13 protein-coding genes are annotated in these 15007 nt (G+C 72.2%); 7 read left to right on the top strand and 6 right to left on the bottom strand.

The window, feature by feature from the left end; genetic code table 11:
* The first annotated feature begins 267 nt into the window (after nucleotides 1-267).
* Nucleotides 268-1995, top strand: a complete 1728-nt coding sequence (locus G443_RS04645; RefSeq protein ID WP_372492948.1) for a family 20 glycosylhydrolase — start codon at nucleotides 268-270, stop codon at nucleotides 1993-1995.
* Nucleotides 1996-2134: 139 nt separating this feature from the next.
* On the top strand, nucleotides 2135-2776 hold the full coding sequence (locus G443_RS04640) for a class I SAM-dependent methyltransferase (protein WP_035292911.1): 642 nt from the start codon (nucleotides 2135-2137) through the stop codon (nucleotides 2774-2776).
* Nucleotides 2777-3000: 224 nt separating this feature from the next.
* On the opposite strand, the gene G443_RS04635 is transcribed toward G443_RS04640, so the two are convergent.
* On the bottom strand, nucleotides 3001-3537 hold the full coding sequence (locus tag G443_RS04635) for a hypothetical protein (protein WP_081715690.1): 537 nt from the start codon (nucleotides 3535-3537) through the stop codon (nucleotides 3001-3003).
* Between the two features lie 204 nt (nucleotides 3538-3741).
* Between G443_RS04635 and G443_RS25325 the strand changes: the two genes are divergently transcribed.
* The 5 genes from G443_RS25325 to G443_RS04610 all read left to right on the top strand — a co-directional run bounded on the left by G443_RS25325 (nucleotide 3742) and on the right by G443_RS04610 (nucleotide 8331).
* Nucleotides 3742-4863, top strand: a complete 1122-nt coding sequence (locus G443_RS25325) for a sensor histidine kinase (RefSeq protein WP_081715675.1) — start codon at nucleotides 3742-3744, stop codon at nucleotides 4861-4863.
* Nucleotides 4860-5531: a response regulator gene (locus G443_RS04625; protein WP_026420335.1), complete on the top strand. Its 672-nt coding sequence runs from the start codon at nucleotides 4860-4862 to the stop codon at nucleotides 5529-5531. Before G443_RS25325 ends, G443_RS04625 begins: the two co-directional genes overlap by 4 nt.
* Nucleotides 5532-5773: 242 nt before the next feature.
* Nucleotides 5774-6337, top strand: coding sequence for a dihydrofolate reductase family protein (locus G443_RS04620; protein WP_026420336.1), 564 nt, complete (start codon nucleotides 5774-5776; stop codon nucleotides 6335-6337).
* Nucleotides 6338-6784: 447 nt separating this feature from the next.
* Nucleotides 6785-7141, top strand: a complete 357-nt coding sequence (locus tag G443_RS04615) for an ArsR/SmtB family transcription factor (RefSeq protein ID WP_035292986.1) — start codon at nucleotides 6785-6787, stop codon at nucleotides 7139-7141.
* Nucleotides 7138-8331 (top strand): MFS transporter, encoded by a 1194-nt coding sequence (locus G443_RS04610; RefSeq protein WP_016698135.1) that lies wholly within the window; start codon nucleotides 7138-7140, stop codon nucleotides 8329-8331. The genes G443_RS04615 and G443_RS04610 overlap by 4 nt, the downstream gene beginning before the upstream one ends.
* A gap of 202 nt (nucleotides 8332-8533) precedes the next feature.
* Here G443_RS04610 and G443_RS04605 read toward each other — a convergent pair whose 3' ends face one another.
* The 5 genes from G443_RS04605 to G443_RS04585 form a co-directional block, all read right to left on the bottom strand.
* Nucleotides 8534-9292 (bottom strand): iron ABC transporter ATP-binding protein, encoded by a 759-nt coding sequence (locus tag G443_RS04605; protein ID WP_026420337.1) that lies wholly within the window; start codon nucleotides 9290-9292, stop codon nucleotides 8534-8536.
* Nucleotides 9289-10326, bottom strand: coding sequence for an iron chelate uptake ABC transporter family permease subunit (locus tag G443_RS04600; RefSeq protein ID WP_026420338.1), 1038 nt, complete (start codon nucleotides 10324-10326; stop codon nucleotides 9289-9291). Before G443_RS04600 ends, G443_RS04605 begins: the two co-directional genes overlap by 4 nt.
* A complete protein-coding gene (locus G443_RS04595; RefSeq protein ID WP_081715677.1) occupies nucleotides 10319-11320 on the bottom strand; it encodes an ABC transporter permease in 1002 nt (333 codons plus the stop codon). Before G443_RS04595 ends, G443_RS04600 begins: the two co-directional genes overlap by 8 nt.
* Nucleotides 11321-11381: 61 nt before the next feature.
* Complete coding sequence (locus G443_RS04590) at nucleotides 11382-12356, bottom strand: siderophore ABC transporter substrate-binding protein (RefSeq protein WP_016701223.1); 975 nt, start codon at nucleotides 12354-12356, stop codon at nucleotides 11382-11384.
* Nucleotides 12357-12802: 446 nt separating this feature from the next.
* Nucleotides 12803-14623 (bottom strand): hypothetical protein, encoded by a 1821-nt coding sequence (locus tag G443_RS04585; protein WP_026420340.1) that lies wholly within the window; start codon nucleotides 14621-14623, stop codon nucleotides 12803-12805.
* Between the last annotated feature and the right edge of the window lie 384 nt (nucleotides 14624-15007).

Below are 15007 nucleotides of genomic sequence, written 5' to 3'. Positions count from 1 at the left end.
CCCGTGGTGAGGGGCTGCCCGTCGGGTTCGGCTGATCGGAATACACGCCTTGACGGCACCGGGACCGGTGTTCTTCTGTGAATGGTATAGACCTCTGTTCCGTTTCGGCGGCGTGGTGGGCGTGGCCAGCACGACGGGCCGCCACCCCCTCCCGCCGCCGTCCCCTGTCGTGGCGCAGACCGATGAGGAGGAACCACGGTGACACAACGGACAACGCGGAACCCTCGATGGAGACGGGCACGTGGCGTGGCGGCCAGCGTCGTTCTGATGGGAGGCATGATGGTGGGTGCCGCCGGCGGACTGGCGGCCGAGCCCGACGGGCCCGGCGCTCGGGAGGGGTTACCGAGCCTGGTGCCCCTGCCAGTCTCGGTCGAGGAACGGAGCGGCGCCGAGTTCGCGCTGGACGCCGACACCGGCGTCCGGACCGAGGCCGGATCGGCCGAGGCGCGACGGGTCGGCGAGCACCTGGCCGAGATCCTGCGCCGCTCCACCGGCTACCCCGTTCCGGTCTCCGACGCCTCCCCCACCGACACCTCCGGCATCCAGCTCCTGCTCGCGGATGCCGACCCGGTGGTCGGTGAGCAGGGCTACCAGCTCGACACCAGCCCGGACGGGGTCACCATCCGCGCCGAACACGCGGCCGGCCTGTTCTCCGGGGTGCAGACCCTGCGCCAGCTCCTGCCGCCCGAGGTGGAGAGCGCGACCGTCACCGACGCCGACTGGACCGTGCCCGGCGTCAGCATCACCGACTACCCGAGGTTCGGCCACCGCAGCGTGATGCTCGACGTCGCCCGGCACTTCCACCCGGTCGAACACGTCAAGCACTACATCGACCAGGCAGCCCGCTACAAGGTCAACCACCTGCACCTGCACCTGACCGACGACCAGGGCTGGCGGATCCAGATCGACAGCTGGCCGCGGCTGACCACCTACGGCGGCAGCACCCAGGTCGGCGGCGGCCCCGGCGGGTACTTCACCAAGGACGACTACCGCGAGATCGTCGAGTACGCCGCCGAACGGCACATCACCGTCGTGCCGGAGATCGACATGCCGGGGCACACGAACGCGGCGCTCGCCTCCTACGCCGAACTGAACTGCGACGGCATCGCCCCACCGCTGCGGACCGACATCGAGGTCGGCTACAGCTCGCTGTGCGTCGACCTGCCGCTGACCTACGAGTTCGTCGCCGACGTGATCCGGGAGCTCGCCGAACTGACCCCCGGCCCCTACATCCACATCGGCGGGGACGAGGCCGACGCCACCACCGACGAGGACTACGCGCTGTTCATGTCCCGCGTGATCCCCATCGTGGAGGAGAACGGCAAGCAGGTGATGGGGTGGCACGAGATCGCCAACACTGACATCCCCACCGACGCGGTTCCCCAGTTCTGGAGCACCAGCACCAGCCACGAGGGAGTGCGGGCCGCGGCCGAGCGGGGCGCCAAGGTGTTGATGTCCCCGGCGAACAAGACCTACCTCGACCACAAGTACGACGCGACCACCCAACTCGGGCTCCAGTGGGCCGGGTTCGTGGAGGTCCGCGACACCTACGAGTGGGATCCGGGAACCCACGTCGAGGGAGTCAGCGAGTCCTCCATCCTGGGCGTCGAGTCACCGCTGTTCACCGAGACCATCGTGACCACCGACGACATGGAGTACATGGCCTTCCCCCGGCTGCCCTCGGTCGCCGAGGTCGGCTGGACCCAGGCCGAGGCGCGCGACTGGGACGACTTCCGGTTGCGCCTGGCCGGGCAGGCGGCGCACTGGGAGGTCCTGGACCTGAACTTCTACCGTTCCCCGCAGATCCCGTGGCCTGACGCCGAGCACCCACCGGGCACGTGCTCGGCGCCGGCCTGGTCCGCCACCGAGGTCTACCTCGGAGGGGACGTCGTCTCGCACGCGGGTCGTGAGTGGACCGCCAAGTGGTGGACGCGTGGCGAACAGCCCGGGACGACCGGTGAATGGGGCGTGTGGCGGGACGAGGGTTCCTGCTGAGACCGGTTCACCAGGGTGACCACGGGGAGGGCGGCGTCCGGGAGGGCGTCGCCCTCCTTCCCCGAGGAGCGGCCGGACCGGCGGCGCCGCGCCCACCACAAGGGACAGCGGTCCCGGGCGCCCGGCTAGTCTCGCGCTGGTGAAGGCACCCGATCCCGCGACGACCTTCGACCGAATCGCCGCGACGTACGACGAGGACGGCCACCACCAGCACGTGGCCGAACTGCTCCTCACCGACCTCCCCGGAACCGCCGCGCCCCCGCCCGACCTGGTGCTGGACGTCGCGACGGGCACGGGCGCGGCGGCGTTCACCGCCCTGCGCCTGCTGCGCCCGCCCCGTCTCCTCGCCGTCGACATCTCCCCGCGCATGGTGGGACGGGCCCGGGAACGGGCGACCACCCTCGACCCCGCCGGCAGGATCGACTGGCGGGTGGCGCCCGCCGTGCCCGCTCCCGTCGGGGACGGCACCGTCGACCTGGTCGTCTGCGCCTCGTCCTACCAGTTCCTGGGGGCGGCGGCGTTCCGGGACTGGCTGCGGGTCCTGCGGCCGGGCGGGTGCCTGGCGATCACCCTGCCCTCGGCCGCGTCGTTCGCCCCGTCACCCGACTTCGCCAGGCTGGTGCCGCCCGACCTGGTGTTGCCCTCCGACGAGGGGCAGGCGGCCGAGATCCTGGCGCGGGGCGGCTTCGACCAGGTGCGCGTGCGCGGGCGGGACTTCGGGGGAACCCGACCCCGGGCGGTCTTCCTCGCCCACGCCGTCGCACCGGCGGCGCGGCGATGAGGACCGGGGCCGCGCTGGGACGACGATCAGTGGGGAGGCCCCGGTCGCGGTCGGACGACGCGCCGGCCGACCGCTGACCAGGGCCCCACGCGGGGTGGGGCGGGCGCCCGGCCCCAGCATCCGAGCGAGTGGCGGGGCGCCACCGCGCCAGGCCTCCCACCCTGGCGCGGCGTCGCCGTCCGGCCTCCGAGGGCCGCCGCCACTCCGTCCGCCCCACCCGGGCATCAACGGCGCGGTGCGCCGCGCCTTCCGGGTGCCGGCTGGACACGTCGGCCCCACGGGACCCTGGTCCTGGCGTAGGAGACCGCCAGCACGGCGACCAGCACGAGGGCGCCCCCGTCGGTGACCACGGTCGGGACCAGCCCCAGCGGTCCGTACAGCTGGAAGGCGGCCTCCAACGACTCGACCGGCACGAGTACGACGCCGGCGGCCTGCCCCAGGTTCACCACCACCACGAACCAGAACAGCCACGCCCGGTCCAGCCAGTGGGCCAGCACTCCCACCGCGTTGCCGAGGACGAACAGCGTTCCCACCAGTTGGAGGCCGGACAGGAAACCCGCGGCGTCCGCCGAGGCCCGTTCGGGGGTCGCCCCGGCCAGCACCATCGTCCGCACCATCAGGTCCACGTCCAGCACGACGAAGTTGTGCAGGCCGGTGCCGATGGTGAAGACCAGGCAGGCCCACGCCGTGACGGCTCGCAGCCGGGGGTCGCGCACCGCGCCGGACCCCCGTGGCCGCGTCTCCGCCGGTTCCCGTGTCATCCCGTTCCCCCTCCGGTGGTCGTGGTGGCGGAGTCGAGTCTCGTCGTCGGCGTTCCACCGGACGTCCACCGCCGGGACGGTTCAAGGGACCTCCCCGGGGAGGTTGGCGCGGTCCGGCGTCGTCACCCGTACTCCCCTCGGAGTAGGGGCGGGCACCTCGTCCGAGGGACGCGCCGCGGATCACCTCGGCCCTATGCTCGGCCGGTGATCCGGAGCGGGTGGACGACTGACGTGGTGCTGGCCGTCGCCCTGACCTGCGCGGTCGCGGTGGGCACCGAGATCCTGTGGCGGACCGGTCCGCAGGGCGAACGGCCGGATCTGATCGCGTTCGTCCTCCTGGCGGTGCCCGCCCTGTCCCTCGCCTGGCGTCGTCGGGCGCCGGTCCTCGTGACCGCCGTGACCTGCCTCTGCGCCGCCGGCTACTTCTGGGGCGGCTACCCGCCCCTGTTCGCCGCCGCTCCGGTGCTCGTGGCGGTCCACACGGCGGTGGGGCTCGGTCACCGCGAGGTCGGGTGGGCGGCGGCGTCCGCCCTCGCGGGCTCCGTGTTCGTCGTGGAGGTCGTCGTCGCCGACCAGGTAGCCACCGGATCCCTGTGGATGACCGGCTACCTGCTCGCCGCGATCACCAGCGGGGAGCTTGTCCGCCACCACCGCGCCCACCTCGCGGAGGTCGAGCTGCGGCGGGCGGAGGCCGAACGCACCCGGGAGGAGACCGCCGTCCGGCGGGCCGACGAGGAGAGGTTGTGGATCGCGGCGGAACTCCACGACACGCTCACCCACAGCATCTCGGTCATCGGTGTCCAGGCGGGGATGGCGAGCCACCTGCTCGACAAGGAGCCCGAACGGACCCGGGACGCGTTGCGCGCCGTCAGGGAGGCGAGTCAGGACGCGATGCGAGAACTGCGCGCGACCCTGGGGGTGCTCCGGCACACCGAGCCAGGCCAGGACACCCCCGGACTGCGGCGCCTGCCGGCGCTGGTCGCCCGGGCCCGGACGGCCGGCCTCGCCGTCACCACCAGGGTGACCGGTAGTCCCGTTCCCCTCGACGGCGAGGTGGACCGCGCCGCCTACCGCATCGTGCAGGAGGCGCTGACCAACGTCCTCCGGCACGCGGGCCCGGCCGCCGTGGAGGTCACCTTGGACTGGCGGCCGCCCCTGCTGCGACTGTCCGTCGTGGACGACGGCAGTGGTGGGGGCGGAGGGCGGGACGGCACGGGGGTGGTGGGGATGCGGGAACGGGCCGAAGGCGTCGGTGGCCGTTTCACCTCGGGGCACCGCCCCGGAGGCGGTTTCCAGGTGGCGGTGACCCTGCCGGTGGCTCCGTGATCAGGGTGTTGGTCGCCGATGACCAACCGCTGATCCGGGGCGCCTTCCAGGTCCTGCTCGACCGGGAACCGGACATCGAGGTGGTGGCCCAGGCGGGCAACGGGTTGGAAGCCGTCGAACTGACCAGGCGGCACCGCCCGTCCGTGGTCCTGCTCGATGTCCGGATGCCCCTGCTGGACGGGATCAGCGCGGCAGGGCGGATCATCGCGGATCCGGAGCTCGCCCCGGTCAGCGTCGTGATACTCACCAACTACGCGTTGGACGAGTACCTCTTCTCCGCGCTCCGCGCCGGTGTCAGCGGATTCCTGGTGAAGGACTCCGAACCGGCCGAGTTGATCCACGCGGTGCGGGTGGCCGACCGGGGCGACGCGGTGCTCGCGCCATCGGTCACCCGGCGTCTGGTCGAGGAGTTCGCGGCCCGGCCGCCCACCCCGGCCCCACCACCCGAACTCGACGGGTTGACGGTGCGGGAACGACAGGTCCTGGCACTCGTGGGCGCTGGCCTGTCCAACGCGGAGATCGCCCGGGAGTTGACGATCAGCCACCTCACCGCGAAGACCCACGTCAGTCGGATCATGACGAAGGTCGGGGTGAGGGACCGGGCCCGCCTGGTGGTGCTGGCCTACGAGTCGGGCCTGGTGGTGCCGGGCCGTCGGATCTCCGGCTGACCCCCGGTTGGTTCGCCGGAACAGGGGAAAGGAGGGGGACGCGTTGCTCGCGGATGCCCTGGGTCGCCGGAACCGTCGTAGGGAGCTGGTTCACTGCGGTTGGTCGCCGTTCGCGCTTCCGGCGGCCCCCCTGCCGGGCCAGCCGGCTCATCCCGCGGGCTCTCCGGCGGTCGCGCCCTCCCGGAGGTTCGTTCCGCGCGGCCGGCGGCCTCCCGCCCCACCACTCATGAGAGGACCCCGTTGTGCGCAGGCTCAAGCTTCAGGTGCAGACGACCGTTGACGGCTACCTGGCCGGTCCGAACGGCGAGATGGACTGGATGACGTTGCCCTGGAGCGAGGATCTGAACGACTACGTGAAGACCCTCATGGCACCCGTCGACCACATCATGCTCGGACGCCACCTCGCCGAGGGCTTCATCCCCACCTGGGCCGCCAACCCCGATGGCGAGACCGAGGAGACGGTCGCCTGGATGAACGACACTCCCAAGACCGTCGTCTCCAACACCCTGACCGAGTCGCCGTGGGAGAACGCGGTGATCGCCGGTGGCGATCTCGCGGCCGTCGTGCACCGGTTGAAGGACGAGCCGGGCGGCGACCTGATCGCCTACGGCGGCGCGACGCTGGTGTCCGGCCTGATCGGGGGTGGGCTCGTCGACGAGCTGCACCTGTTGGTCAACCCGGTGGCGATCGGCGCGGGTCTTCCCGTCTTCCCGCCGCTCGCCGAGTACCAACGGCTGCGCCTGGTCACAGCCCAGCCGTTCGACTGCGGGATCACCGCGCTGCGCTACGAGCCCTCCGCCGGGTGAGGCAGCCGGGTGCGGAGCGGGAGCTGACCGTTCCCATCTCGGGCGGTGCCCGGGCCGGGAGCGGGGGACACGGGTGGGGTGACCGGAGAGGCGCTCGGGTCGGGTGGGGGCGCACCGGGGGTGGGGTTGGGGCCGCGCACGGTCAGCCGAGGCGGTCCGCTGCCTGGTCCGGTCAGGCGGCGGTCGGTGGTGGACACGGGCCTGGGGCGACCGTTCGGAGGAGCCATTGACCCGGCCGGGGCGCGACGGCGGCTCGGCTGTCGGGACGCCGTGTCGTCGGATCGTCGTGGACGGTGAACCTGGTTCGGAGTGACGGGCGGGCCCCGGACCGTCCCCCGGCCGCGCGCCGCCTCGGCGGGACCGAGGAATCCCCCGACCGAAGCTTGATCGTTCGAAAATTCTCGCACTATTATGGTGCGAGAATTTTCGAACGATTGGAGTGTGGTCGTGAGCCCGTCCCGGACCTACGAACATCCGGACCGCCAGGACATCGCGCTGCCACGCGTGCTCTTCGCGCTCAGCGAGCCGCTGCGACTGGCGATGGTGCGCAAACTCGCCGCCGAGGGCGAGGTGGACAGCGTGGAACTGGGGCCGGACCTGCCGCGCTCGACCCTGACCCACCACACCAGCCTGCTGCGGGAGTCCGGAGTGGTCCACGTCCGCGCCGAAGGGCGCAAGTGCATGATCCGGCTGCGGGAACGGGATCTCGAGGAGCGCTTCCCCGGGCTGGTCGGCATCGTCCTCGCCGGGTACGACCCCCACCACGTCCCCGGCGACCACGAGGACGAGGACGGGACCAGGTGATCGGCACGGTGTGGCCGCTGGTCGTCGCGGCCGTGTCGCTCGGGATCGACGCCTACGTCCTGGCCGGGGTGCTGCCCCAGATCGCCGACTCGCTCACAGCCACCGTCGGCGCCATCGGTCTGGGGGTCACCGCCTTCACCGGTGCCTACGCCGTGGCCGGCCCCCTGTTGTCCGGCAGGTTCGTCGCGGGTTCCACCCGGCGGGGACTGCTCGTCGCGCTCGGCGTCTTCAACGCCGGCAACCTGATCACCGCGGTCGCCCCCAACCTCGAGGTGTTCCTCGCATCCCGGGTCCTCTCCGGCGTCGGAGCCGGCGTGCTCACCGCCCTGGCCACCAGTGCCGCCGCGGCACTGGTGGCGACCGAACGGCGGGGGAGGGCGATGGCCCTGGTCACCTTCGGCCTCTCGGCCGGAACGGTCGCTGGCGTGCCCACCGGGATGCTCATCGGCCACCACGTCGGGTGGCGCTGGACGATGGGCCTCGTCGTCGCCGTCGGACTGGTCAGCATGCTCGCCGTGTTGCTGCGCTCCCAGGCCATGCCCCCGTTGGACGCGGGCGGTGCCCGCGTCGCCGTGATCCTCACCCCCCAGGTGGCCATCGGTGTGGCACTCGCCTTCGTGTTCGGCCTGGCCAGTCTCGGCCTGTACACCTACCTGCTCCCGATGGCGGCCGAACGAGGGGTGGGGTCCTGGGGGTTCACCTTCGTCTGGGCCTGGGGTGTGGGCGGCGTGGCCGGGTCGATGGTGGCGGGCCCGCTCATCGACGGTCTCGGCTCGCGCCGACTGCTGCCCGGCGTCGCCGTCCTGCTGGTGGCGTCGTTCGCCGCGCTGGCCCTCCTCGACGGTCCCGCCGCCTGGCTGGTGGCGATCGCCCTCTGGGGCGCCTGCGGTTGGGGTGGAGTACCCGTGCTCCAGGACGTCCTGACCCGGTCCCGCCAGGAGCGCACCACCTCCGTCGTCGCCTTCCAGATGGCCGCCATGTACCTCGGCGCGTCGGCCGGGTCCGCGCTCGGCAGCGCGCTCCTCGGCGCCGGCACCAGCGCCGGCGACCTCCCGCTGGCGGCCACCGCGACCGGTGTCCTCGCGGTGCCGCTGGCGTTCCTCGTCCTCGGGTCGCGGCGGACGAGAGCCGGGGGCGCGACCCCCTCCGAGCCGGAGTCGAGGGCCCAGGCGGGAACGGGAAGGACGTGAGACCTCCACCGGTCCGGTGAGCCCCGCCGGCGGACCTCCGGGCCCGCCGGTGCCGGCGGTGGAGTTCCAGCCAGCCTCGTTCTCCCTCCCCGTGGCGGCGTCGCCCGGCGAGCACCCCTCCGGGCCGGCAGCCTCCGACCCGCCCCTCCCGGTGTCGACGGTCCGCGACCGCACCGCGCACCGGGGACCTCCCCCGGCCCGGCTACCGGTAGTAGACGGCCAGGGGGTGGGGGCCGTCACGGCGGACCTCGACGGGGGTCTCGAACACCTCCTCCAGCGTGGACCGCGTCATCAGCTCCGACGGCGGTCCCGCCTGGGCCACCCTGCCCCGGGTGAGGGCGATGATGTGGTCGGCGTAGGCCGAGGCGAAGTTGATGTCGTGGATGACGATGACGATCGTCTTCCCGAGCTCGTCCGCCGCCTTCCTGAGCTGTTTCATCATCGCCACGGCGTGCCGCATGTCCAGGTTGTTCAGCGGCTCGTCCAACAGGATGTAGTCGGTGTCCTGGGCGAGGACCATCGCCACGTAGGCGCGCTGCCGCTGCCCACCCGACAACTGGTCGAGGTACCGGTGTTCCAGCTCGCCCAGGTCCAGGAACTCGATGGCCTGGTCGACGTGCCGGTTGTCCTCGCGGGTGAGGCGTCCCCGGGAGTGCGGGAACCGCCCGAAACCCACGAGTTCCCGGACCGTCAGCCGGGTGACGAAGTGGTTCTCCTGCCGGAGGATCGATGCCGTCCTGGCGAGCTCGCGGCTCGGGGTCCGGGTGATGTCGTGCCCACCGATGGTGACGGTACCCGTGGTCGGTTCGGTCAACCGGCCGATGATCGTCAACATCGTGGACTTGCCCGCCCCGTTCGGTCCGACGAGCGCGGTGATGCCCCCGCCGGGGACGCTCAGGGTGAGCGGGCCGAGGACCGTGGTGTCCCCGTAGGTCTTGGTGACGTCCGACAGGGTGATCACAGGGCGCCCTTCCGCAGCAGGTGGACGATGAAGAAGAGCCCACCCGCGAACTCGATGATGACCGACAGCAACCCGGCCGCGTAGAACACGTGGCGGAGCACGAAGTAGCCGCCGAGCAGGGTGACGACGCTGAGGAGGAACGCGAAGGGCAGCACGTGGCGGTGCTGGGACGAACCCGTCAACTGGTAGGCGAGGGTGGCGACGATGAACCCGAAGAACGTCATCGGCCCCACCAGGGTCGTGGAGATCGAGATCAGCACCGAGGTGAGGATCAGCAGCACGGTGACCTCGCGCTTGTAGCGCAGGCCGAGGTTCGTCGCCGTGTCCCGGCCCAGCGCGATCACGTCCAGGTGGTGGCGCCGCCGCCAGACGACGCCGAGCGCGATCGCGATCACCAGCGCCGCCCACGGCAGGTACGCCTCGTTGGACATGCTCAGGTTGCCGAACAGCCGCGCCGAGAGCACGTCGAACTCGCTCGGCGTGAGCAACCGCTGCATGAACGAGGACAGCGAGCCGAAACCGACGCCGAGGACGACCCCGACCAACAGCATCACGTGCAGGTTCCCGCGCCGTCCCGAGAACAACCAGGTGTAGAGCACGGTCGCGAAACCCACCATGAGCAGGCTCTGGATCGCGACCTTGGCCAGCCCGTCGGTGGCCGCCGCTGCGGCGCCGCCGAAGAAGAACACGAGCGCGGTCTGGATGACCACGTAGACGGCCTCGAACCCCATGATCGAGGGGGTGAGGATGCGGTTGTTGGTCGCGGTGTGGAACAGCACGGTGGCGACCGCCTGGCAGCAGGCGACGATCAGGATGGTCGCCACGGTGGTGAACCGCATCTCGACGGCGAGCCAGAAACCCCGGCTCCCCGGGGTGGAGGGGATGTTCCACACCAGGACCCCGACCACGGCGGCGACGGCCACCAGGCCGAGAACGGCGAACCTCGGCCAGAGCCGGGGTGCGCTCCGCCGGTCCCGGTCGACGTCGGGGGCGGGAGCGGGACGGGTGGGGAGGGATGTGCTGGTGTCAGCCATGACGACGCTGCCTCAGGAGAAGCGTGATGAAGACCGCGGCACCGAGGATGCCGAGGATCATCGAGACGGGGATTTCGAACGGCATCCGGATGACCCGTCCCACGATGTCGCAGAGCGTGACGATGGCGATGCCACCGAGGCACACCCAGGGCAGGTTGGACCGGAGGTTGTCGCCCCGGACCATCGAGACCAGGTTGGGGACGACGAGGCCCAGGAAGGGCAGGAACCCGACGACGACGGTCGTGATCCCGCTGGCGATCGCCACGAGGGTGGTGCCCACCAGCATCACGTGGTTGTAGTTGACCCCCACGTTGGTCGCCACATCCTTGCCCAACCCGGCCACCGTGAACCGGTCCGCGACCACGTAGGCGATCACCACGACGATCGCCACGACCCACAGGAACTCGTACCGGCCGCGCACCACGCTGGTGAAGCTGCCCGTGAACCAGGTGCCGAGCATCTGGAGCAGCTGGGTCGAGACCGCCAGGTAGGTGGTGAACGCCGAGACGACCGCGCCGAGCATGATCCCGATGAGGGGGACGATCAGCGAGGAACGCAGCGCCACCCGACGCAGGATGGTGAGGAACACCAGGGTGCCGACGAACGCGAAGCAGCTCGCCACCGCCATCCGGGTGGACAGGGTGGCCTGCGGGGCGACGATCACGGTCAGCAGGAGACCGAGCGTGGCCCATTCGGTGGTGCCGGTGGTCGTGGGTTCCACGAAGCGGTTCTGGGTGATGAGCTGCATGATCAACCCCGACACGCTCATGGCGCAGCCCGCGAGGACGAGCGCCGACGTGCGGGGTATCCGCGTGATCCAGAACATCTCGGCCCCGAACTCCTGGCCCCCGATGTCGTACACGCCGACGAACAGGGATGCCACCACCAGGCCCAGGACGAGCACGGTGGCGACGGGGAGCGCGGCGATCCGGGGCAGGGCTCCGAAGCGGGCTCCCGGCCGGGCGGGGAGCCCTTGTCGTGTGGTGTGAGTCATGATGTCGACGTCGGGGGTGCGCGCGGACCGGAACGGTCCACGCGCACCCGCCTCCGTCCCCTTACTCGGCGTCGGCGAACGCGGTCGCGACCGCGTCGAAGAGGGTCGTGTACGCCTGGATGCCCTCGTCGAGGTAGAAGCCGGGTTCGAGGTAGATGACCTGGCCCTTGCGCACGGCCGGCACGTTCGCGAGCGCCTCGGAACCCTCGATCAGCTCGGCGGCCGGGACGTAGCCCTCCTCGTCGAAGGTGGCGTCGCGGTCGAGGACGACCAGCCACTCCGGGTTCGCCTGCGCGATGGCCTCGACGCTGATGTCGTCGCCGTGGGTGCTGTCCTCCGCGGCCTGCTCGATGCCGGGGACGAGGTCGAGCGTGGGGAACAGCAGGCCGACTCCCCGCCCCGAGCCGGGCGCGGCGTAGGAGATGTCACCGCCGGAGGTGATCAGGCCCACGACGGTGTCGGTGCCGTTGTAGGCGTCCGCCGCGGCGGTGATCGCGGTGTCGAGCTCGTCGACGATCGCGGCCGCGTCGTCCTCGCGGTCGAAGATCTGGCCGAGGATCTCGACCTGGCGCCGCAGCTCGGCGACCTGGTCCTCGCCGTCCCGCGCGTTGATCTCGACGGTGCGGGGCTGGATGTCCTTGAGGTCCTCGTAGACCGAGGCGAAGCGGTACCCGCCGATGACCAGGTCGGGGTCGGCCTCGATCACCGCCTCCAGGTTGGGCTCGCGGTGGGAGCCGACGTCCAGGACGGACGGATCGTCGGACAGGTCGGGCCACAGGTCGTGCATCAGCGGCTTCGGTACCGCCGCGACGTCGACGTCCCAGTCGCTGAGGGTCTGGAACGTCGTGTTGTCCAGTGCGACCAGCCGCCGGGGGTTGACCGGGACCTCGATCTCGCCGTGGTTGTCGACAACGGTGACCACGTCCACGTCATCGGAGGTCTCCTCGGGCGGTGCCGCGCAGCTGGCGAGGACCAGCGCCGCCGCTGACACCGCCCCCAGAACTCCCAGGGGCCGACGGCTGAACATGGTGGGCATAGAGGACTCCCGTGTCTGCTGTGGCGCACCTGAACGGATCGCAGGTGCCGGTCGCTCCCCGGATGACGGCGGGGCAACCCGGCGGTAGCCTAGGCTAGCCTTACCTAGGTAAGTCAAACCTAACTCCTGGGAGATCCGCCACACGCCGGCGAACGCGGGTCGGGGCCCGCCAGGCCGACCCGCGCCGCCCGGCCAGGCTGGTCGGGGGCGGGCGGGGCGCGAACCGGTCGATCAGCGACCCGCTCCCGTCTCGGAGGTCGCGGTCCGAACCGGTCGGCCGTTCCGGGCGGCGGGGTCCCGAGACGGTTCCCCGTCACCCCGTCACCGCGTCGCCCGGTCGCCCGGTCGCCCCGTCGCCGCGTCGGCCCCGTGGGGGCCGGGGGTGGCCGGTCGGTGGCCGGCCACCTCGTCATCCCGTCCGACCACCGAGGCGACCCGTGGCCCGCTCAGCTCCCCGATCGTCGGAGCGCGCCGCCGAGTTCGGCGATGGGCCGGTGCGAGCAGAGGTCCTGCCAGGTCAGTCCGGTCCAGCCGGCGAGGGTGGCGCGATGCAGGATCGCCGGTACCGAGGTGAACGTGCCCCCGGCTGCCAGGTAGCTGCTGGTGCCATCGACCGGTCCTGGTGGGAGGTAGGCCCGCAGGATCTCGACGAGGGCATCCCGCTCGGGGGAGGGCGGTCGGGGGTGGCGCGGGGCGGTGGTGTCCCAGTGGATGTGGAAGCGGTCCGGGACGGCGAAGCCGGGCAGGTCGAGTTGGGACGTCGCGGCCGCGCGGAGGTCGGCCTCCGTGGTGGCCGGGGGTGTGGTGACCTCCGCGATGAGGGTCGCGGTGGGGCCGACGCCGGCGACGCGGACGGTGGCCCGGTGCACGAGGTCCAGTGCGACGAGTCCCGCCTGGACCACCTGGGGGTTGACCCAGCGGTGGTGGGACAGGGGGATCAGGTGGGGTGCCGCGGCCGGGCGGGGCACGGGCGAGGGGGCGCGCCCGGAACGCAGGGTCCTCGCCACGTGGTCCAGGAACCGGTGGACGAGGGGGCCGCCCTCGGCGGTCAGGCCCACATGCGCCAACAGGGTGATCCGCAGGGTCTCCCGGAGCCGCCAGACGGTGACGGCCAGGTACTCGACGGCGTGGTGTTCGGAGTCCTCCACGCTGATCCCCGCCACGGGCGCGGGCAGGCCCACCCGGTCGGCCGGTCGTCCTTCGACGAAGTTGTAGTTGATCGTCGGGACGATGCTGACCCCCCGTTCCCGGGACACCCGGTGCGACTCCTCCACCACGCCCTGGTCGCCGTGCCCGCCGTTGCGCAACGCCACCAGCGTGCGGTGCCACAACGTCGCCGCCGCCTCGCGGAGGTCGTCCGGCAGGCCCCACCCGGGCACCAACGAGGTCGTGGGTTGGTAGCAGACGACCGAGCCGTGCGGTTCGGACGGACCCCCGTGATCGGTGAGCAGGCGCCACAACGTCGCCGAGTCCTGGGGGAGGAGGAACCCCGACGCCGAGGTCACCGCCGCCAGGACGATCGCCGAGGCCGGTATCCCCCACCGCCGGGAGTGCCCGTCGAGGTGGCCCAGCAGCTCCGGGGAGTCGAGGTCGCCTCGCAGTCCCCGCCGCTGGCTCCCCGGCGGGACGCGGGAGGAGAAGTCGGCGGTGAAGGGGGTGTTGGGCAGGGTCAGGAGCAGCTCCCGGACGTGGCGCCGGTGCCGCTGGTCGGCGAGCCGGCCGCGCTCGCCGTCCTCGGCGGCCCGCAGGCGGTCCGGACCGATCGCCGGCGGCCAGGCCGGGGGTAGGGGCCGGCCGGCCGTCAGGGCTTCCACCGCCGTGGTCAGCTCCTCGCTGATCACCGCGCGGCCACGACGCCCGGCGGCGACGTGGTGGAGCAGGCAGATCAGCACGATGTCGCCCTCGGCGGTGGCGACGAGCAGCCAGCGCGCGGGCCAGTGCCGGGCGTGGTCGAAGGGGGCGGTGCGGTGTTCCTCGACGAGGGCGTCGAGGTCGGCGGGGTCGAGGGGGCCGTGGTGGTGGATGGTCGGGGTGGTGTCGGGGGGTGCGATGACGTGGTGGAGGTGCCCGTCCTGGCCGGGGACGACGGTGCCGCGCAGGGCGGTGTGCCGGGCGGTGAGCATCCGGACGGCCCGTTCCAGGTGGTGGGCGCGCACGGGGGAGGTGAAGCTCCAGCGGAGGTCGGCGAACACCTCGCTCGGCGGGGAGTGCTGGAAGATCACCAGCGAGGTCAGTTGCGCGGAGGTCAGCCGGTGTGCGTGGGGCACGGTCGTGTCCTTCCTCGGTCCGGTGCGACGAGCCGTCCGACGGGCGCGTCTCCCGGCCGTGACGTCCTCGGATCGTTCGGGGCCCGTGCCGGGCGGACCGCGCCTCACCGTCGACCCCGCGCGGTCCGCTCGTGCCACCCCGGTGTTCCGGTCTCCCGCCCCTCGGCGCCTCCCCGCCGCCTGGTCCCGGGCTGGCCGCGACGGCGACGAACCGGGACGCCCGTCCCGGCCGGCCCGGTACCGGGGCACGCCGCCACCGGTGTCCTGCCTCCCCGCCGCCAGGTCGTCCGGCGCGCCACCACCCGTGCCGCCACCGCATCCAGCGCGGGCGGCGCACCCGGGCCGGCGATACCGGTCACGATCGGCGCGCGGGCTCCCCGCCGG

This window comes from Actinoalloteichus caeruleus DSM 43889 (assembly GCF_000429185.2).
GTDB classification, from domain to species: Bacteria; Actinomycetota; Actinomycetes; order Mycobacteriales; family Pseudonocardiaceae; genus Actinoalloteichus_B; species Actinoalloteichus_B caeruleus.
Note: the sequence above shows the minus strand (reverse complement) of the source record. Positions and strands in the feature narration are given on the sequence as shown.